Source organism: Salinicola sp. V024 (assembly GCF_052645315.1).
Map to the genome: position 1 here is coordinate 1 of NZ_JBQXYB010000020.1, position 20297 is coordinate 20297.

The window sequence follows — 20297 nt, forward strand, 5'->3', positions numbered from 1 at the left end:
ACCATGACCTACAGCATGGATCTGCCTGAGCCCGAGAAGAACTTCGGCGTCGATCTATCAACCTTCTGGCGGGACTAAGCACTTGGAGGGGCTGGCAGGCACCTTCAACCAGATAATCCGGATACCCGATAAAAAACCTAACTCCTCCGAAGAGGAGTTAGGTTCTGAGGTAATGTCAAGCGACCAGCTGACGGGCCAGTTCCATCTCGACCGACTCGCCATCGCTGTTGAGTGCATCGAGCCCGGATTCGGGGATGTCACCGGACGTGCTTTGCGCCACAGCGATCTTGCTGGCCATCAGCCGCAGACAGGCGATCTGTGAGGTCTCGGCGTAGCCGAAGAACACCACACGCACCGCCCGTTGCTGACCGATACGCCAGGAACGCCGTGCAGCCTGCTGGAGCGTGTAGACATTCCAACCGGTCTGCATGAACGCGATCGTCGGGAAGTCGAGAAGATCCAGACCAGTTTTCACCAGCTCGGGGTTGGTGATCAGCACATCGATCCCCTTCTCGACCTGATCCGCGATCCAGTCTTCCCGCCGACTGGTGTCGACGCTCGAGCGCAGCACGGCCACCTTCAGCCCCGCCTGCTCGAGCACGCGCTTCAGGCGACTTGTCGTATCGCGCTTGCCGGTGTAGGTGGAATAGACCAGAACCTTGCGGCTCTCGGCTTTCTCCGACCGGCATAGCTCGACCAGCTCGTCTTCCTTCGGCATCGTCGACGTCTCGTCGAAGATCGACTTCGTGAAGTTGATCAGCTCCCGCGAGCGCGGATGCTTGACCGTCTCGGGACGAAAACAGCAGTCAGGCCACGCTAGCAGCACGTTGAGCACCACGCCCAGCAGTGTGGTGTCCTTGCGTGCCAGCGCTTCCTTCAACGCCCGCGAGAGCTCTCTGGAGAGCTTCTCGTAGGCACTGGCCTGATCAGACGACATCGGTACTTCCACGAACTCCTCGTCATACGGCGGCAGTACATCGCCACCGATGTCCTTGAGCTTGAGAAAGACCGTGAAGGGCAACACGTAACGCAGTATGCCCTTGGGACCGAAACCGGGTGCCTTGACGGTGCGCACCGAGGTTTTTCGGCCCTTCGCCGTCTTGTGTCCAGCGCCTTCGCGTTCCGAGTAGATGTCCTTGAGGACACCGTGCTCGCGCATGAAGGCCATGGACGCCGCCCCCAGGGAGTTGCGCTGGGGACGGTAGCCGTCCTCGATCATCACCGGCGTCAGGATCCGGAAGAGCAGGTAGAACAGGTCGTCGGCGTAGCCGCCCATCAGCGTGCCGGTCAGCAAAAGCGTCTTGCGGGCTTTCGCTGCCAGTACGCCCATGGCTTGGCCCTGGGCCGACCCCGCGTTCTTGTACTCATGCCCCTCGTCGACGATCAGCAGGTCGAAGAACTGATCGGGCAGATAGCGCTTCACGAACTCGCTCGGCTGGAAACCACCCTCGCCGAGGCCGAACTCGATGTTGGCCATCGCCCGCTCCATCCTCTTGGCCTGTCGATCGTTGAACACCAGGTCGCCGTTCTCGTCCATCAGGTTGATGAACTCGTGAACGTTGTCGGCCAGCATCGACGAGAGAAACCCCTCGCCGAACTGGTTGATCAGCTTCTCCGACGTCACCTTGCCGATTGTCGGAATCCGCTGCAGCGCCTTGAACACCGAACGACGACGGACATCCCCTTCGGGCTGCCGTTGTCGTATGAGTGTCCAGAGCTGGCCACCGCATCCGGCGCACGCCTGCTGACGCTCGGTCTGCTGGAACAACTCGAACCGGATCGGCTCGTTATCGTTGTCGAGGACCATGTGGCCACAGTCCGGACACGCGGCGAAGCGGCCGAAAAGCGTGCGCTTTGGGGTAGCCACCGGTATCCAGTGAAACCCCATTCGCATCCGCACGCGACCCAGCACAAAGAACTCCGGCCGGCCATCGTCTGGTTGCCCCAGCTGCTCGCGCAGCTTGAGCAGTTTTGCCAGCGTGTCCGGTCCGTTGAGTACCCATACTCGAGCCTCGGGCAGCGTCTCGAGGATCTCGCGCCGCCACTTGTAGACCAAGTGCGGCGGAGACACGATCAACGATCGGCGGTAGCCCTCGGTCGCCATCACGGCGGCGACGGCGATCGCCATTATCGTCTTGCCGGTCCCCATTTCGGCGTTGATCACGCCAGCGCGCTCGTTCTGGTCCAGCAGCAGCGCGCAGATCGCGTGAACGACATCCGCCTGCGCCGGGAACGGCTTGCGCGCCAGAGCATTCATCACCGCCTGGCGAGCCGGGTTGCCTCGACCGTCGTAGACCGGGGGATGGGTGTGGTTGAGCGTGTCCAGAAGCCCGTCGCCGAACTCATCGACGAAATCGATGAGCGGGATGACGTTATCTGTTGTCGTGCATGGCATGTTCATGTCCATCTCCTTGCGACTCTTGTCGGAAAAAATGGGCATAACACGCCCCCTACGGGCCGTGTGTCTGCCCGTAGGGGGTTGTCTCGCTCAAGGAGCGAGCATGTGGTTTATGCCGTCTCGGGGTCCGAGTCGGCAGGTTCAGACTGTACCGGCGTGTTCTGCGCTGGCGTCGACGTGATCGTGAATAGTCGCCCCTTATCGGGAGAATCCGGCGTGACGTCCCAGGCCATAATGGCCGGCACGAAACGATCGGTCAGAATGCGACGCTCGCTGATGTTGCCATCGGCGTCTTCACTGAATTCGACCTTCGACGTTTTCCCCTTGAAGGTGTCGCCCTTCACGACCAGCTGACGCCCCGATCGCGAGGTCACGATGCCCGATATACCTCCTGCTGCCAGAGACAGCGCGAGGTGCCAGCTCGAAAGCCGGCGCAGCGGACGTCGCTGCGTGACCCCACCAGTCCAGAACGCGAGGTTGAAGTCAGGCCATAGACCGCCCAGCTGATCGATCTCTTGCTCCAACTGCTCGGGTTCTAACGACACGCGATAGCAGTGTGGTGTGCTGCCGATCGCCGGCGGCACACCATAGGGTTCATCACACCAGATCGAAGGCAGCGGCTCGGGCTGGAACTCTCCCAGCCCGATTTGCTGCAACATCTTTCTGATCGTTTTGGCCCTGTCGTTGGCCAGTAATGCATTGCGCTTCGTGCGAACGCCAAAGACGACGACCTGCTTGAAGGTATCGACCGCGGCCTCGAACACGGTGACGCGATCGAAGTGTTGGCTGACCCAGCTCGACAGCTCATCGTCGAAGACGTAGTGAGGCACGATCATCACCATGATCCCGCCGTACTGCAGCAGGTGGACGCAGCGCTGGTAGAACAGCTTTTCCAGCCGCTGACGTCCCTTGCCGGCATACCCCTTGCTACCGCCGGTCTCGCTGACGAGATCGCCGTAGGGTGGGTTGAAGAACAGCAGGCCGAACGAGCGCGGCGAGATAACGGTATCCATCAGGTCCGACTGGATACCGACATCGACCAGGCTCTGCATGTGGCGCGCTCGCTCGAGATCGTACTCGATGCCGTAGGCGTCGGTTCGTTCTCGACCCAGCCGGTGGGCGCTTTCCAGAATCGCGTGGCCTTCGCCGGCACACGGATCCAGAATGCGAACCCGCTGGTCGTGCGAGGTACCCAATGCCTGAAGAGCACGTTCGATCGTGTCCTCGTCGGTCGGGTAGTAGCCGTTCTTGGCGAAGTTGCGCGCCAGGCGTGGAAACATCAAAGCCATGGTGGCCTCCTGGATTCATTGCGTGGCGAGTTCGCCGGAGTGAAGGCGCTGACCGATCGCGTCCTGAACGCTGGCCAGAGAGAGATCGATCCAGACGCCGGACAGACGCTCGGACGTGTGATCGAGCATGCGTATCGCCCCGTGCTCGAGAAGTAGCTGTACGACCGAAGGCCGCCACTGATCGAGCAGTGGAAACGCGGCGAGATCCTGCAGTCGTGACCAGAGCATCGCGCTCTTGTCCTGCCGTGCATCTCGTTCGTTGAAGATGGCGTAGCACTGACGGTTGGCCCGATCGGGATCCTGACAGCGCTGATCGAACAGCCAGAGATTCAGCAGGCTGCCGAACCGCGTCTGCCGATAGGTCCGCGTCGTGCGCTTCGCCAGGCGATCACGATCCAGTTGTAAGGCGAACGTCTCACCGTCTCGCTGCAGCGTAAGCCCATTCCAGCCGCCTTCGGCGATGGGTAGGGTCAGCTTGGCCATCAGTTCGTGAATGGCGGTATCCCGCCCCCACAGGGACAGGAAGACCGCGCGGTCGCCATCGGCGACGTAGCTGTCCAGAAAAAGCTCTGGCGCCTCCTCGAGACGCCAGAGCGGGGTTGAAGTCGACATGCTGCCTCCATCAAACAATATGGGGGCGAGCTGCCCCGAGGACAGTGATCGCCCCCAGGGGTTGAGTGAATTCAGGCCGCTGCCGCAGCCGAATAGGTCCAGGTCTGTGACGTAGCATCGAATTGATAGCCCATCTGCTTCAGGCGAGTGACCTGGGCACGGAATGTGCCTCGGTCGACCGTGGGGTCCAGCTTGACGCTATCGCCCAGTGGCCATTGATGCCCGAATAGCTCGATATCTTGATCGTCCGCTTGGGGTCGTCGCTTCGGCGTAGCCTTGGCGCTCTCCTCTTGCGGTTGATCTGTCGATACCGGCGCACGGTTTTCCTGGTGCGCTTGCTTCAGGAACTCCGCTGCCAGACGCGCTGCCCCGGTCGCCCGAAAGATCGCTCTCTTATCCTCCCGCAACGCCTGAATCCAGCAGGCGATGTAGGCGGCGTCGAAAGCCTCGTTTCGGATACCGAAGTGACTACACAGAAAGGCACTTCCCAGCTGCGCAATCAGCTCCTCGAAGGCGTATTGGGGAGTCCCAAAGCCATCGTGGTCGGTAATCCCGGGGCGAGCCAGGCGAGATTCATGCCCGGTCGCGTGCGTGAGTTCATGCAGTGCGACGCTGTAGTAGCTGTCCGCGTTGTGGAACCGCTCCCTGGCCGGCAGCAGTACACGATCCTGCTTCGGAAAATACCCGGCAGTGTCCCGATCCAAAGAATGGACGACCTTGATGCCACAGCCGTCGATGAAGTCATCCAGCGCATTCACGCTGTCGAATCCCTCGACCGACGTCGCCGGCGGATTCGTAACCTCATCGGGAAGCCCATCACACTGGTCCACGTTGAAGAGATTGAAGCCCCGAAGGATCGCGAAACTACGCTCCTTGGGATTACCCTCCTCGTCCAACACGGGTTCGCCAGCATCATCGACGATCTCCCGCTTCATGGGTTTGTAAAAGCACGCGAGGGTACTGCGTTCGCCCTTGCGTACCGTGCCCCCAGCCTCTTTCGCCTGGCGAAAGGTGAGCCAGCGGTCCTGTGAAAACCCGCACTTGTCGGCCATGTCCCAGAGCAGTGGCACATTGATGCCGCTGTACTGGCGACCGGAGACGGCATTACGGGGGATGAGCGGCGTTCGGCTGGACGGATCCCAGGGCTTCCCAATGCCAGGAAGATGCCCTTGTTCGAGACTTTCCAAGATCCTGTCAGTGATCGCTTGGTAGATGTCGGCCATCGTCAAAACCTCATGATGACGACCGAGACTCCCCCACCGGGAGACTGTCCCGGTCGGGGTGGAATATGAAAAAAGCCCGGCGCACCGGGCTCAATGGTGTAGAACTGCGATGTATTCAGGCAGCCAGACGTTCACGTCCTGGCAGCGAGAACACCATCGTCTGCTTGCCGAAGTGATGCTCCAGCTCGACATGGACACCGACATACAGCGGAAGCAGTAACGCTCCGGTGCGATGCGGTGCCGCTATGTCGAAGTCGAGCGATCGACTACCTGCAGGTGCTTTCGACAACTCATCGCGAGCCTGCGCCAGGAACGCATCGAGGCGTTCGGTCCAGTGCAGGTTGTCGAGAGCTGAGTGCGATGTGCCAGCCGTTTCGAAGAGCGCCACCACCTCGTTGATGAGGGGCTGCTCCATCTGCACCATCACGTCGCGACGATCGGGACAAAGCCCGAGGCGTTGCGCCTTGAGAGTGAGATCAATACGGACGTTGGCATTGTGAGTGTTGCGGTTCATGGGTGCTTCTCCTTGGGAACGAAAAAAGGGGAAGCACCTCGCCCCATGGGGAAGGAAACTTCCCCATGGGATGGATACCGCTTGGTTTATGCCGGCAGAACGTGTGCCTTCCAAGTATGGCGGTGCGTGTTTACCTTGCGGTGATCCACGACCTTGCCCTGGTCATTGCGGACTGGCTCCTTGACCACGATAGCCTCGCGTCCGAGAAACTCGAGCGCCACGGTGTCGCCAATGGCCAGCGGGGTCTCACACGCAACGCGTTTGAGATCGATTCCCCACACGGTCTTGTCGTCACCACGCTCTGACTGCAACGTGATGTAGTAGCTGAGGCGATTGGCCTCGTTGAACTGATAGGGTGCGCTGCCATGGGCAACAATCACCCCTCGGTGAGTAGCGCCATCGCGACGTGATGAGGCCGGCTTCGAAGAAGACAGCGTTTCATCGTCGTCGCTGGAGGCGTTGCCACCAAAGCCGATGCTGATGATGCCCAGACGCTTGAGCACCACCAGGGCGACAAGCGTCAACCAGATCCACCGGAGTGGCTCAGGCATCACCTGTGGCAGCATGATCGGAATCAGTACAGAGAACAGCAGGGCTCGAGAGCCTGGGAAAGGATTCATGGTGCAGCTCCAGTGGATAGGATCCAGGAGACACACCACTCCCACCGGGGAAGAGTATTCCCCCGGATGGGTGGTTCGGCGCGAGGCCGTGAATTCGGAAGTGGCATCCAGCTCAGGAGAGCGCCGTCTCTCGGGATGCGTTACGGCTTCGGGAATTGCCCGGAGGCAAAGGGCGCTGCTATTGCCGTTAGCAGCGGACGTGGTGCAACTTGAGAATAGCCGGACAGGACCACGAATCGCAAGGCCAAGACTCGAACCCACTCCGCCCTGCTGCTTTCCGCCCGTCTGGCTTTCTGCTAAAGCATTGGTCTAGGTGTGTGGCACTTCGGTAAGCATTGTTTTACATTCGTAACATGCCGACACGAATACTGAATAAGGTGCTTCACCAGATGACAACGCGGTTGGTCTGTCATTTTGTATCAGCTAAGGCCGCTTACGACCCAAAGCGGACAATCCATCACAGATAAAAGCCTGACCCTGTATCCTACGTGGGCGTGAGCACCGAGCAGGTGGTGAGTTGCCGGAGATGCCTTACGTAACTAGTTTAAATTGAAGGGAAGCGAGATGTTTAGAAGGTTCCAGCTTGAGTCGAAAGGTCGCTACGAAAAGCTGGTTATTGCTCAACGTTTGTCGGACATGCTTGATAAGTTCCTGGACGGGCGCATTGCCCCGTTACGCATTGGCGCAGAGCAGGGCGGTATCGCCGAGTGGGACGATGTGGTCATTCACCATAACGACGAGCACTGGGAACACCTGCAGATCAAACGGCAAACCAGCTGCTTCAGTGACAAGCATATAGATAAAGCCAACTATCTAGCATCTTACAAGCCCCGCAACACCTTGAAAGACACTGAAGTCGCGACTGGAACTTCCTCTGAGGAACAACGCAAGCCTCCTTCTAACGATAAGTTCGATTCCGAGTTGGAAAAGGTGTTAAAGAGTCTGGCGACTTGGCAGCCCTCTGCCCCCGGCGTGAAACCCTCAAAGCGCACCTTTTCTCTGACCCTGCCCGGACCTGAGGTTGCGATCAAGGGTAAGGCTAAAGAAATTATCACAATCAACCATCTGCGCGATGTCTGGAATCTTTGTTGCAAGGATGGCGTTGATGTCGCTGCGCTCTCCCAACGCGACCATAAGCCCACTCAGAATGTCTACACATGGCTAACGACATGGTGTGGGTTCACAGACTGGGATCATGTTGTGGAAAAGATGCGGGTGCTTGAGATCCACTGCATCGGCGATGAAAGTACACTGGAAACGAGAGCGCTTGATTCGCTCGGAAGGCATTTCAAGGATCCAGCCACTACTTTAAGTGTGTTGCTCGATTATATCTCGGACAGTACGACCGACACTAATGCTGTGAGTTGCTATACTGCGGTGAAGCACCTTCAAAAGCTGCTCCGACCAGATGTTCAAACTTGGACGCAATATTTGGTTAGTCCTATACCAGGCCAAGGTTGGACAGTCGCTGGCACTCACGATCTGGGCAGTACGCCGGCCGTACCTCTTTGCAATCCTGCATCGCAAATTGTTAGCCATCACTGGGCGGATACCATTCCGAACAGGAAGCTTCGACTCCATGCTGACTACGTTCGCCCCGTTGCCAAAACTACCTCCCTGCCCTCAGCCATCCTTCGGCTGGCGTTGCATCTGAAAACGGGCAGTGATTCCTTCCTTCTTGGTGAACCTGCGTGGCGCCAAGGTGCACACAATGAATTGGGTAGTACGCTCGGGGTCAAGGAAAATGATCTCGACGACCTCCCATGGTTTGATAATCCCGGGGCACTTTCCTGTGCAATGGGGCGCGAGCTGTTATCGCCCGTCGGCACCAAAGACGAGTCGGATGCGCTTCACAGCGCGATGAATGACCTCGTATGGCAACAGCTCCAGTATTGCATCGGAAAAAAGCTGAACGAGATCGCCGACTATGATCTGTCAGCTACCATGGCAGAAAAGTGGCAGATCTGGCGAGGCGATTTAGATGCAAATCCAGATGCCCGCCTGCTTCTTTTTGAGCAGATGATGTACCCCCAGACCGAAGGCATAAATGCCAAGCACGCTTTGCGCATTGGGCCCCGCACTGTGGAGCTGATGGAGACCGCGATCGTTATGCTGTTATTGGCGTGCGTGGGCCTCGGTGGCGCCGATGCTCATTGGCGTTCGATCCCGTCGATTGGTGATGTGCTTAGCATCGCCCTACGCTATTGGTCTGGCGAAGCGTCCGACAATGGCGGGCCCCGGCTCTTGGGTGAAGACAGTCTGCGGCAGGTGTTAGGCCAATCCCCTCCCTCTGTAGTTATCCTGTCAGGCGTTGACGCATCTGCGACAGATCTGCTTGGGACAGGTATGGCAGAGGATCTGGAAGTAGGCCATAGCATGGCAGCCGAGCGACAACCCCGCCTCCTTGTTACCCGATTCCAAGTTTATAAGCAGCTACGAACAGGGTCGCTGGTCAAACTGCAAGCACATTTTCAGAAGCACTGGAATGCCTGGCGTCTGGCGCGCGAAGCGGCAATAGAAGCTTGTGGAAAAGGATACTGATCATGATGACGCTCCAACAATTGGCTGCGGCGATAAGTCAGCGCGCTGAAGGTCGGTATGAAGTACACGTCACGGATGCGATGGATTTACCTGGGGCTGAACACACCTCAGAGATATTGCGGCTAAAACGCTCCTGGATAGACAAAGCCGGCTGGCGAACCGTTTTGTTGATCGAGCTTCAATCGAGCGCAGTACAAGCGGCCCACCAATGGGCTGCGGACGTACGTGACGTCTTGCCGGAACCGGAAACGTCCGATCTGTACATGTTTCTCCTGATCAACGACGTTACAAATGACGAAGCCGTGCGCATCGAGACAGACGACCGATTCTGCCGAAAGGTCGTGGCGCGGCAGTCTGAAGATGTGATGGATTTCCTTGATCGCACTTTCCTGGCTGCGCTCGATCCACCGGGGAACGTTGAAACTCTTAGCGATCCTTTGGTATCGGCGTTGAAGTCGCTTTCCGATGATCTCCCATGGACTGCCCCTTATATCAGTGTGTGGAAAGCGGAGCTTCTCTCTAATACAAGCGGCGTAGATGTCGTCCGAGTCCTGAGCGATTCGCTGCGCAGCAGCGAGGATCAGCGATGAGCAAGTTAGATTCGATCATCCTGTCGAACATGCGCAAGTTCGGGCCAGATGTCACCATTGAGCTGAGTCCCGGGGCAACGATCTTGCTCGCGCCTAATGGCACGGGGAAAACCACAGTCTTTGAAGCCATCGAATTTGGCCTTACTGGCAAGATCGCCCGCCTGCGCGACGACATTCTGCATGTAATTCGTGATGATCAGGAATTTGCCAAAGTCAGTTTGAATTTTACCGACCTTACCGCGACATCCCATGTGACAGCGGCTGGGGAGGTTAGTCGGGATGGAGATCTGACCGCGCTTTTCCCCGGCATTCCTGCGAACGACGTCCCATTCTTGCTTCGGCTGACGCATCTGCTTGATCAACGAGAGAATGAGTGGATCGTTAAGGCCGAAGAAAAGGAAGCTGGCTCACAACTCGCCCGACTTCCGATTGGCCGTGACGGTTCCCGTGCCCGCACGACGCTTCCTGCGGTTCGACGGTCATTGACTGACCAGAAAGCTCGTGAAGAAGAGGTGTTGATTGATTTTGAGAAAGAACTGAATGAATGGAACCGCCTGATTCAAGAGCGTGATGCCGCTGCCGCTGGGGCAGTCGGCGCTCTGCGTCCACGGGATCACCTTGTCAGGGCGATCTCTCAAGCCGCGACACAGACGCAGAGCCTCGATCAGATTCCAACGGCCTTACTCTCAGAGCCAGTGAGTCAGGACACATTGGCCCTTGCCTATTCCGCTCTCGTCGAAATTTTGCATGCCAAAGTCGAGCGTGTGAGGGGGCTGATCACAGGTCTAGCTGAGGCAGACGGTCTGATCGAGAACTTCGGTTCCGAGAGTTCTCGGCTTGAGACGCTGAATGCCCAGCTGGCTTCTGCGACAAAAACTCGCGATGCACACTCGAAAGTCCGGTCTGAAAGCGCCGCTCTGCTGCAGGAGCATCAGGCCAATATCCTGCTCGCGCAGCAGGAACGTATCAGTGTGGGGCAAGAGCTGGAGCGCTTGGTTAATGAAGCCAGCGCACGACAACAGATAGATCATCGCAATAAAGCGTTGGCTGAGGCAGCTAACGGCGTTGGTCTGGCAGAAGAGCAATGCCGGCATCTGCGAGAGCAGCATGAGCGCCATCAGCAGGTTCGCAATCAACATGCTCAGGTCGACAGTCAGCTTCAATCGCTTGATCAGTCCGAGAAACGGATGCGCGAAGGCCAGCGATTAGTCGTCGAATGGGAGGCTACCGAAGAGCGGTTAAGGGAAAACCGCAGAGAGTCGGATCTTCTTGAAGAGGTTCTGGAGCATTCGGGCGCGGTTTTGGCTGAAAAGCGCGCTGCACAGGAGGCTTGTAAAACCTCTGAATCCGCTGCCAGAACGCACTATCAAGCGTTGAGCTCTTCCACTGACGCGATTCGCCAAGCGGTGGCCTCGATTGCTGCGCATCTACCGCCAGACCACGATAGCTGTCCGCTTTGTTTGCAGCCTCATGGCGTAGCAACGCTGCAAGAACGTGTTGCCAAGGCATTGCAGGCGATAAACCCTAATCTGACATCCGCCGAGCAGCAATTGAGAGCTGCTTCAGAGGCGTTGATTGCAAGTGAGGCCGAAGTGGCTTCCGCCCTCGAAGCGGTGCAGCATTGCCAGGCAAAGCGCGCTGAATTGGATGGCAATCGTCAGAACTTAGAGCGGCAGATTGTAGAGTTACGGATCGATCCGATTCTGGCTAGTGATTCCGTGCTATTGGCTAAAGAGTCGCTCAGGGTGCAGTTGGAGGGAATCGCAGCGACCCGGCGGAACCTTATAGATCGGCGCTCTGCGCTGGAGCCTCTAATAGCCCCCGAGGTATTAGAGCAGTCTCAGCATGCTTACGAAGGGGCGGTAAATGCGCTCGATCAGGCTCGGCTGCAGCATAGCGAAGCCTTGACCCGACTTGATCAAGCAGTCACAACGTTATCTGATCTAACGTCCAGCGCTCCACTTGCCCGGACTCTCGAAGAGCTGACGATACAAAGAAATCAACTTGACCAGCGAATTAGCGATCTCAATGGCAAAGTGGATGCTGTTCAGTCAGAGTTGGACGCTCAACAAATTCGGCTGTTGGAATTCAGCAGCACTATTCGAAGCACTGAAGAGGAGATCAGGCAGGCTCAGTCTCAGCTCGCCTCACTTCGGGCTGGCTGGCAAGGGCTTGCACTGACAGGAGACCCGCTCGCTGAGACTGCCCAGGCCCAGGCTAGTGCGTTGACCGCAACTTTGTCTGATCTTGAGAACCACCTTGGGGCGTTAGAAATTATCGGCATAGAGATATCCGCTTGGGCCAAGCTGAATGAGTCGCAACTGGCACAACGGCTTATCGATGCCCAGCGACTCGATCGTTCGGAAGAGAGCTTTTTTGCCCATCTCAATGACAGAATCATTATCTCTCGGCGAAAGCTATCCCATTTGACCGAGCTGTCAGATGCCATGGGTTCGCTGGATAGCTTCCTCAAGCGGGAGATAGGAAACGTCCAAAAGCATGTCAGCAAGGTCGTCCCGCGCTGGCAGGCGCTGCTCAAGCGAGTCGTTCGAGAGTCGAGGTTCCACGAAGCAAGCCTCAAGTTTTTCAATGCCTATAACAAGGACCGAGCCGAGGTCTCAGTGCCTCTGGGCAATAAGTCGGCGCCGGTACCAGACGTTGCGAGTGAGGCCCAGCTGACGGATCTTCAGTTGACCTTCCTACTTTCAATGGCCCTGAGTCACCAATGGTCACCTTGGAAAGCGCTTCTGCTCGACGACCCGACCCAACACCACGACCTGGTGCACGCGTCTGCTGTTTTTGACGTGCTGCGCGACTATATCGTCGATCATGGATTCCAAGTCGTCATCGCTACCCACGACGCTTTGCAAGCGCGTTATTTCTTGCGCAAGCTTCAAAATGACGGAATAGACGCGAAAATTTGGAAACTCGTGCCGACCGAGCATGGGGTTACCGCAGAGGAAGGACATTGGAAGCAGCGCATAAGGTGAGGTGAATCGTCCCTAGTTTTGTAGCCACTTCCGAGTGGCTGCTTCTGGCCGAAAAGGGAAATCAGTCTCTACCAATACCCCCCAACAGCCTCAAATCTGCTCAGCAATGGCGCTCTTGTTGATGATTGACCAGACGGTTCTGATCTTTCCGTCATCATCGAATTCATAGAAGACATTCTCTTCGAAATGCACGGGCTTGCCATTGACTGGTAATCCGAACAGCATGCCGACGGGGGTGCAATTGAACTTCAGGCGGCAGGCGATATGCGGGGGCTGTGAGACCAGCAGGGCGACATTAAAGTAAAGATCCGGAATGGCCGCAAAATCGCCTTCCAGCATAGCGCGGTAGCCGCTCAGTCCTAGGGTTTTGCCATTATGGCTAACGTTCTCGCTGACATAGCGGCCCAGGTTGTTCCAGTCCTGCTGGTTCAGGCATTCGATGTAGCCGCGATAGCTGACAGACAATGTGTCGCTGTTCATGGCGTTACCTCATTAACTGCACCTCGCTCAATGTAGCCGGGCGGGATCATCCTGCAAGTCAATGTCCGTTTCTGGCCGATAGCTGACCTCATGAAGATATTCACCCTTGAGCTGAATGGGAGGGGCGCAAAGGACTGGACATATATCCGCGACTATCGAAATAGGCGCAGCCCTTTGGCCCTTTCCCTCGCTTAGCCCTTTGGGGTTGGGGTGGTCCTATTCAAACAACCGGATAACCCCCTTCCCCTTACTCACCCTTCCCTTCCAGCCCTTTCGCCGTTAACCTTTTCCCTTTCTCGGAAACCTATTCCCAGGAGCTTAAATCACGCGGAAGCTGGCCGTGGGGATCATAGGCAGCAAGATTATCCTGATCGTTCAGAGCTTCCGTGAAGAGCACCAGGTTCGTGCCCTCGGGCCGTGCCAAAGAGGGGAAGAGAATGCCCTTGGCGCCGATCTCCAAAACCATGTCTGCAATGAGCCAGGATGGCGGTTCGACGCGCTGGTTGAACCAAATTTGTCGCCAGTCGCAGTAGAGTTCCTGCCACAACGGATCCCAAGAACCGCTGTACCCCTCCCGGAAGTCCACAAGCCCAGTGAAAACCTCCACTTCATAGCTCACGATCAAGCCCGGCGGCATCAGCGCGGATAGTTGCTTGTATTCCGCGATGGCGGTGGCTTCATCAAGCGCAAGATAGAGAGCTGGCAGCCCTACTCTGTTCAAGCGCCCTCCATGTTCCCCCGCTCCCGCGCCGCTTGTCGGCATGAACGCCCATTTGGGGTCGTGGACGCGATAGGCCGCCGAGACGAAATGCAAAAGCTCGATCATCCAACAACCCCAGCCTGGAGAGATCGAATGTAGCGCAGCAAATCATCACTCCTCCCATCGCTGACCAGTTCCTCCGCAGTCTGATAATCGAACGTACTGATGGGCTCGTTGCGAAACCAGAAAAGCGCACCGGGAAAGTCGCCGTTGATGTCGGTCGCTGCTGCCAGGACCCGGATGGCGTCGCGCAGAAAGGTTTGCAGCTTCTCTGCACCCGCCGCGCGGGCGATGGTCGTGCGGTGGACATGCGCTCGGCTTGCCAGCGCCTGGATGTCCATGCTGAGAGCGCTGGCGAACAGGCGAGGACTGATGATCGGCTGACCATCCGGCCGCGCCGCCGTCTTGAGATCCTGCAAGAATCGTTCGAAACTTTCTGGCGCTCGGTAGTCGCTCGACTCGATGGGATCACGAAGGGCTTCAGCGGTCATGACACTCTCCTCGATGCCATGCGGCATCTTTTATGCTTCATAAATGCATCATATCACTATACGTGAGCATGAGTAGTTACGCATCCCGCAGCCAAAATTGCACTGGAACAGCGACAGCGCTAATCTGGACCTAACGTTCAATGTCCATGGGAGGACCCCCCATGAAGCTCTCCGAACTCGTCACGACACCCAAAGGCCGTAGAGCCACCGCGAAGCTCGCGTTGGATCTCACGAAGATTACGGGGAAAGTTGCGGTTGCTGGAGCAGCGACCTTTGCTGAAGTGGTAGCACACGCAGCCACGTCTAGACCTGCTTCCAATCACGACATCGAAGCTTTTGGGAAACGATCCCAAATGAACAGTTTCGGGCGATCATCTGACGGCTTCGGTACGTTCTCTGATCGCCGTAGTATTTTCGACAGGGAATCAGATTCGTAGTCTTGAGCGGTTCATTTTCCTTTGGTAGCGGCACTTTCAGCCATCTTGCTCCCTTTGTCTCCAGCAGATTTCGCTCCGGCTGTTCCTTCTCCAATTCCTTTGCTAATCGCGGTTCCTACCTGTGCTCCGGTCCACCCGAGCACAGCCACCCAAATCCCCGGTAGTATCAGGAACGTCGCCCACTCGACGAAGATCAATACCAGCTTGTCGTAGCCGTTCTGTGCGGCCGCGACGAACGACATCTTGGCCGCTTCCGAGCTGTAGAGTAGGTTGATCAGATTCGCGTTGATCCAGCGTGCCAGCTCCCACCAGAAGGTCAGGAACCAAAGCGCGAACAGCCCGAAACTCGCTGTGCCAGCCACCTTGAACGAGTAGCCAGAAATCGTCATCACGAACGGGAGGCAGATCACCACGGCCATGATCAGGATGTACTGCACCATCGGCAGTGCGCGCTTGAGCATGTCCATGCCGGCCTTGCCAAGGACGGCTCCCATGACGCCACCAACGCTACCGGCGACCATGGATAGCCCGTCCTCGACGCTCGTCCCATCCAGGTTGCCATAGCCGGTGACGGCGATGTCCTGGTTGCCGTTCGCGGATCCCGCGCGGTTGCTGATCAATCGACGAATGACCTCATCCTCCGCGTCGGTCGACGAGAAGATCGAGCGAATGCCGTCCCAGATGCCCGGATCGACCTGGTCATGCAGACGGGCGTGAAGGCCTCTCTCGCTGTTTTCCCACCACTGCCGACAGCTGGGATACCCAGGACGTCCGGGACCGGTACCGGGACGGGCCTGATCGCGGTTGGCATCGTAGGGAAAATCCTCCACCGGCCGGCCGGCATAGAACGAGTCGTAGTAGCCAGGCGTATTCAGGAAGAACTCACTGCCGAGCCAATCGACGTCCTGCCCCTCGAGCGCTTCGATCGTGCCGCCCTGCTGGAACAGCCGGTTGCGCGCCGCGCCATAGCACTGCCGCTGGAACTCGCCCAACTCCCGTTTGAGTCCAGGGTCGGTGATCGACTGGGCGTCGATCTCGGAGGTGATGGCCTGCAGGTCCGGGCTGCAGGGGATGCTCGAGACGGCGACGTTGGTCACGCCCTTCGAAACAGCGTGCACCAGCGCCCACCAGAGCGGGATCTCGGCAGACTGGCCGTCGATCGCGTTGAGGGTGTTGCTCCCCCACTGGCCCTGACCGATAACGGCGACACTGCACGACTCCCCGCTACCATTGGTCCGCTCAACGGCATTGACCGGGTTGAACGACAGGCTCATCATGGGCACGCAGGTGAATGCGTAGCAGATGACCATGGCGTAGAGCCGGGTCTCGATGCGGGCAATCAACAGCACGCCCTTGTTGCCCTCATCCTCGCCTTCCTGACGCACCTTGAACCACTCGGAAGCGATCAGGGCAACGAAAGGCACCAGTGCCAGACCTGTCTGCATCAGGGACGACCAGAGAGCGTTGTTCACGACCCATCCGATCATCAGCATGACCATCTCGAAGTAGTCGCTGACGTTCAGCTCCGCGTTCATGACTCACCTCCCAGCCAGTCGAGCAGGTTGAACAGCTCGATAGCGGCCATCACAACCAGCGTCAGGATCTCAAGACGCTTGAGCCGTTCGCGTGCGGCGGCACCGCCGTCCCGATCTTCGTTGAGACGCGTGATCACGCGCGGTTTCCACAGCCTCAGCCAGGCCAGGATGAGGACGGCGTAGCATCCCCATCGCCACAGAAACAGCCACGGCAGTGCGGCCTGCTTCGCGGCGGCGAAGGCTTCACGGCTACCCATCATCTGGATGGCCAATGACACGATCACGCCGCTGAGCAGGAACACGCCGATCAGCGCCACCACGAAGATAACGGGGGATGGCCACCGCCGAGGATCGATCAGTCGTCTTGGGCGCATCACTCGCCTCCCTGGAGGGGACGGCCGCGCTCATCGAGGACCGGCGCCGGCAGCGTGGTTTCATCCGGGCTGGAGCCCATCGAGCGATTCGCAGCGCGCTGTAGCGCCTGAAGTGCCGCATTGCTCGACAGCGATTTGCGGATCTCCATTTCACTGCGCAGAAGCTCGATGTCACGATTGAACGAATCGATCTTGCGATCCAGCGCCGTCATACCTTCCTTGTTGCTTTCGATGCCGGGGTCGCTGGAACCGGCCACCAGAGCACGACGAGCCCACATCGCTTTGGTCAACGTTCGGGCCAGTGCCATCTCACTCGCCAGCCGCTGGGCCAGCAGCGGCCCCTGCGGATCAGAGCGCATGGCCTCGATCACGCCGCGCGAAACGGCCAGACCGTTGCCGGCAGAAACGTCGTTGAGCTTCGACTGGGTGATCTCGCCACCGTTGAGCATCCCGACCAAGGTGTCGTGAATGTCGCTCTGCTCGTCTTCGAGTTCCCGGATCAGTCCAGTACCCGCGATCGTTTCGGATTTTTCGCAGTCGTTGCAGGTCCGAAGCTCCGTATCGCCCACCACCTTCTTGGTCCACATGGCGGCCTCCTTGGGAGAGCCCCAAATGGTGCACATGCCGCCCTGACAGTCGTTACCGCTGCCACCGGATCCCCCATTGCCGCCGGCGATACCGCCACCGCCGACCCAGTCGCCGCTCGTGGTCGCGACCGATCCCCATCCGCCGCCACCGCCCGAGACGGACTCCTGTGAGGTAGGATCAGTTCGACCGTGAAGCAGGTTGTAGCCGGCAGTCGCCGTATCCTCGACCACTCGCACGGGCTGCTGTCCCGCGCCACCACGCTTGCGCCCATCAATCCACGTCACCCCACCGTTCCCGGCCTCGGCTTCGGCGGCTTGCTCGGCGGCAACAATGTCCCCGCTGCCCTGAGACGCCTGGTACTGGAAGTTGTCAGCCATCGACGCCTGTCGCATGCCGCCGCTCAAGGTGGCGTCAGCGAGATTTTCAGACATGCGCTGACAGCTGAGCTTGGATCGGTCGAAGTCGAGCCGTCCCTGCATGACACCGTTGGTCAGTAGGTCGTAGAGGGCGGGATTGGAGCGCTGGATGATCATCGCAGGCAGGCTGGCCACCGCGCCGGTGGCATTGGAGACTACGCTACCCATCATGTTCTGGAAGCCGTTGGTGGCCCCGTTGAGCTGATTGCTCACCGTCGATCCCACGTCGAAGTTGCCGCAGGTCGCGTCCACGTCCCAGCTGACGCCGAGCCCCTGTGCCCTCGGACCATGACCAAGGCCTGCCGAAGCACCGAAGGGCGCGGCACCGCCGATGTCGTAGTAGAGGCTGTCAGCCGATTGCGCCTGAGCCAGCATCGGCGTCGCCAGGGCCACCGAGAGGGTCAGCGGAAGTAGGGTTCGTTTCATGGCTTACTCTCCGGTGAAGTACAGCAGTTCCTGGCCCCGTTTCTTGCAACAGCGATAGGGCCGCCACAGCGCCCAGGCGTAGTCGCCCGGATCCTGCAGCTGGTCGTCCTCGCCACCGTCGGGGAAAGTCGAGCAGGACATGCGCATATTGGGAGCCAACTCCTGCCATTCATGAGTCTCGGGATCGCCTTCCTTGACCGGATCCGGCCCCCAGATGCCGCTGCTCTCCGAATCTCGGGCAATGAGTGGCTGATAAACGTGAGGCTGGCCGCTGCGCGTCACGACATCGGCGGCACGCTGCGCCGCCGTTGCGGCGACCTTGTAGTCGTGGGTCTGGGAGACGAAGCCGCTGCGCGGGTAGATCGGGCTCCATAGATCGCCCACAGCGCCCATCTCACGCATCCCCGGGGTCAGCGCCTCGGGGTAGGCCATCTCCGGCACGCCCGAGCGCCAGGCCAGCGCATCGAGCGTGGAGATGAAGTAAGGCATGAGCGGCTGCGAGTTGCTTTCGCAGAACCAGCCGAAGCCGCTGGCGAACTGGTAGAACAGCTCAGAGGGATGGCCGATCGCGTCGACGTTCTTGAAATGCGTATTCGAATGCTGCTGCGCGACAGACTCGCGAGCGGATCCCCCGCCCAGGGCGTCGCCCGTGGGGGGTGAAAGCATCGCGATCTCGGTCCAGGGATTGTCGCCGGTGTTCTCGTAAGCACTAACGACCAGCTCAGGGATGTAGTGCTTCACGCGAACCGAAGTGCGTACCGTGCAGCCCCAGGCCGAGCAGTAGAGCCATGCGCACACCCCGATAACCTGGTAGTCGAGGCACTGGGTGCTCATCGATGACTGAAGAATCTCCGGAGTAGTAATCGCCTGCGCGCGCGGTGCACTCATACTGGCCAGCCCGACCAACAGTGCAAAGGCAACCGCCACCCGCAGCGTGGTGAGGGAACGAGTCATTATTGATCTCCCCTCGCCTGCTCGATCTCCTCGAGCGCGCGGCCGACGTCCGGCTCGCCGTACACCACGTACTGGCTGTCAACGACGACCGCCGGCACCGTCTCGATGCCCAGCATCCAGGCGCGGGCTACGCCCTGATAGAGCTGGCCATATTCCTGAAGCGTCTGCTGCCACTCGGGATCGTTCATGCGCGATTGCAGCACCTGCTTCGCGCGTGACGGATCAGCGGGAAGATCTTGTGACAGCCGAGCGTCGAGACGGGCCGGTGCGTCCAGCTCGACCACGGCAGCGGATGCCGGAACGTTGACGACCGGCTCGCCGGCGGTAGTGAATACTTCAACGCCGGCGGAGGCCGTATGACTCCAGGTCAGAAGGCAGAGATATAGCAGCGCGGCACCAGGCCATAACTGATGAGCGAAGGACATGGATCGGCTCCCACGGCGGTATCAGCACACAGGTGTACCGGGTGGGAGGCTGGCAGGCAGTAGAGAATGTTAAATTGATCGGACAGGGTTTATTCGACCATCACCCGCTAGGAGATCGGCTTTGGAACAGGATTTCGACCACAACCTGCATACCTTTTTGGGGCGTGCCATCGCTTATTCCGGCGCTTCTGGCCTAGTCCTATACATGATGTCTTTACCCGTGAGCATGGTGCTCAAGATATTAGTCGCCCCTTTATTGGCGCTATGCATCTATGGGATGTATTCGTGTGTGAGATCGTTCATTCAATCCTTATTGCCTAACCCGACACCTGACGAGTTACGTCCCTACATGCAGACATCGGGCATGCAAGGCATCAAGCAATTTCCAGCATTTCTACGACAGCTTTACAGCCATAAGAAATATCTGGCATACGGCACCATAACCTTTCTGCTCGCTGAGCTTGTTTTCCTGTGGGTCCTGTCTCTGTCTTTGGCATCAGCAAGTGCATTGAACTGAAGATCCACCTCATTCATTTTCGGCGTGTAGCCACGTCCACAATCTGTGGATCTCAGGGAGATAAATGGCATTGGGCTCCGCAAGACCGCTGGGGCGGATGGAAAATAATGTGCTCTT

Annotated in this window: 19 protein-coding genes; 5 read left to right on the plus strand and 14 right to left on the minus strand. The window is 58.4% G+C overall.

Annotated features, from left to right (window positions below):
* Nucleotides 1-175 precede the first annotated feature (175 nt).
* The 6 genes from ACUN9V_RS18895 to ACUN9V_RS18920 all read right to left on the minus strand — a co-directional run bounded on the left by ACUN9V_RS18895 (nt 176) and on the right by ACUN9V_RS18920 (nt 6656).
* Nucleotides 176-2401 (minus strand): SNF2-related protein, encoded by a 2226-nt coding sequence (locus ACUN9V_RS18895; protein WP_445512516.1) that lies wholly within the window; start codon nt 2399-2401, stop codon nt 176-178.
* Between the two features lie 107 nt (nt 2402-2508).
* The gene (locus ACUN9V_RS18900; protein WP_445512517.1) at nt 2509-3687 is read right to left on the minus strand and encodes a DUF6094 domain-containing protein; all 1179 of its coding nucleotides are present in this window, start codon (nt 3685-3687) and stop codon (nt 2509-2511) included.
* A 15-nt stretch (nt 3688-3702) separates the two neighbouring features.
* Nucleotides 3703-4299: a hypothetical protein gene (locus tag ACUN9V_RS18905; RefSeq protein WP_445512518.1), complete on the minus strand. Its 597-nt coding sequence runs from the start codon at nt 4297-4299 to the stop codon at nt 3703-3705.
* A 71-nt stretch (nt 4300-4370) separates the two neighbouring features.
* Nucleotides 4371-5522 (minus strand): DUF3275 family protein, encoded by a 1152-nt coding sequence (locus ACUN9V_RS18910; protein ID WP_445512519.1) that lies wholly within the window; start codon nt 5520-5522, stop codon nt 4371-4373.
* A 115-nt stretch (nt 5523-5637) separates the two neighbouring features.
* Nucleotides 5638-6036 carry a hypothetical protein gene (locus ACUN9V_RS18915; protein ID WP_295041443.1) on the minus strand — a complete coding sequence of 133 codons (399 nt, stop codon included), beginning with the start codon at nt 6034-6036 and terminating at the stop codon, nt 5638-5640.
* Nucleotides 6037-6122: 86 nt separating this feature from the next.
* Complete coding sequence (locus ACUN9V_RS18920) at nt 6123-6656, minus strand: hypothetical protein (RefSeq protein WP_445512520.1); 534 nt, start codon at nt 6654-6656, stop codon at nt 6123-6125.
* Between the two features lie 564 nt (nt 6657-7220).
* Here ACUN9V_RS18920 and ACUN9V_RS18925 point away from each other — a divergent pair.
* From ACUN9V_RS18925 to ACUN9V_RS18935, 3 genes are read left to right on the plus strand one after another with little or no spacing between them, the layout of a single operon-like run.
* Complete coding sequence (locus ACUN9V_RS18925) at nt 7221-9197, plus strand: ABC-three component system protein (protein WP_445512521.1); 1977 nt, start codon at nt 7221-7223, stop codon at nt 9195-9197.
* Nucleotides 9198-9199: 2 nt separating this feature from the next.
* A complete protein-coding gene (locus ACUN9V_RS18930) occupies nt 9200-9787 on the plus strand; it encodes an ABC-three component system middle component 1 (RefSeq protein WP_445512522.1) in 588 nt (195 codons plus the stop codon).
* A complete protein-coding gene (locus ACUN9V_RS18935) occupies nt 9784-12777 on the plus strand; it encodes an AAA family ATPase (protein WP_445512523.1) in 2994 nt (997 codons plus the stop codon). The genes ACUN9V_RS18930 and ACUN9V_RS18935 overlap by 4 nt, the downstream gene beginning before the upstream one ends.
* A gap of 90 nt (nt 12778-12867) precedes the next feature.
* Here the strand turns inward: ACUN9V_RS18935 and ACUN9V_RS18940 are convergent, their stop codons facing one another.
* From ACUN9V_RS18940 to ACUN9V_RS18950, 3 genes are all read right to left on the minus strand, one after another.
* Nucleotides 12868-13257: an ester cyclase gene (locus tag ACUN9V_RS18940; protein WP_445512524.1), complete on the minus strand. Its 390-nt coding sequence runs from the start codon at nt 13255-13257 to the stop codon at nt 12868-12870.
* 304 nt (nt 13258-13561) lie between these two features.
* Complete coding sequence (locus ACUN9V_RS18945; RefSeq protein WP_445512525.1) at nt 13562-14083, minus strand: RES family NAD+ phosphorylase; 522 nt, start codon at nt 14081-14083, stop codon at nt 13562-13564.
* On the minus strand, nt 14080-14508 hold the full coding sequence (locus ACUN9V_RS18950) for a DUF2384 domain-containing protein (RefSeq protein ID WP_295040144.1): 429 nt from the start codon (nt 14506-14508) through the stop codon (nt 14080-14082). The genes ACUN9V_RS18945 and ACUN9V_RS18950 overlap by 4 nt, the downstream gene beginning before the upstream one ends.
* A gap of 161 nt (nt 14509-14669) precedes the next feature.
* Here ACUN9V_RS18950 and ACUN9V_RS18955 point away from each other — a divergent pair, with 161 nt between their 5' ends.
* Complete coding sequence (locus ACUN9V_RS18955; RefSeq protein WP_445512526.1) at nt 14670-14945, plus strand: hypothetical protein; 276 nt, start codon at nt 14670-14672, stop codon at nt 14943-14945.
* 11 nt (nt 14946-14956) lie between these two features.
* On the opposite strand, the gene ACUN9V_RS18960 is transcribed toward ACUN9V_RS18955, so the two are convergent.
* Genes ACUN9V_RS18960 through ACUN9V_RS18980 form a run of 5 tightly spaced genes read right to left on the minus strand, consistent with a single transcriptional unit; the run spans nt 14957 to nt 19663 of the window.
* The gene (locus tag ACUN9V_RS18960) at nt 14957-16480 is read right to left on the minus strand and encodes a conjugal transfer protein TraG N-terminal domain-containing protein (RefSeq protein WP_445512527.1); all 1524 of its coding nucleotides are present in this window, start codon (nt 16478-16480) and stop codon (nt 14957-14959) included.
* Nucleotides 16477-16854 carry a hypothetical protein gene (locus tag ACUN9V_RS18965; protein ID WP_445512528.1) on the minus strand — a complete coding sequence of 126 codons (378 nt, stop codon included), beginning with the start codon at nt 16852-16854 and terminating at the stop codon, nt 16477-16479. The genes ACUN9V_RS18960 and ACUN9V_RS18965 overlap by 4 nt, the downstream gene beginning before the upstream one ends.
* The gene (locus ACUN9V_RS18970; RefSeq protein ID WP_445512529.1) at nt 16854-18284 is read right to left on the minus strand and encodes a hypothetical protein; all 1431 of its coding nucleotides are present in this window, start codon (nt 18282-18284) and stop codon (nt 16854-16856) included. The genes ACUN9V_RS18965 and ACUN9V_RS18970 overlap by 1 nt, the downstream gene beginning before the upstream one ends.
* 3 nt (nt 18285-18287) lie before the next feature.
* Nucleotides 18288-19238, minus strand: a complete 951-nt coding sequence (locus ACUN9V_RS18975; protein WP_445512530.1) for a TIGR03756 family integrating conjugative element protein — start codon at nt 19236-19238, stop codon at nt 18288-18290.
* A complete protein-coding gene (locus tag ACUN9V_RS18980) occupies nt 19238-19663 on the minus strand; it encodes a TIGR03757 family integrating conjugative element protein (protein ID WP_445512531.1) in 426 nt (141 codons plus the stop codon). The genes ACUN9V_RS18975 and ACUN9V_RS18980 overlap by 1 nt, the downstream gene beginning before the upstream one ends.
* Nucleotides 19664-19784: 121 nt before the next feature.
* On the opposite strand from ACUN9V_RS18980, the gene ACUN9V_RS18985 reads away from it, so the two are divergent.
* Nucleotides 19785-20180 (plus strand): hypothetical protein, encoded by a 396-nt coding sequence (locus ACUN9V_RS18985; protein WP_445512532.1) that lies wholly within the window; start codon nt 19785-19787, stop codon nt 20178-20180.
* Nucleotides 20181-20297 lie beyond the last annotated feature (117 nt).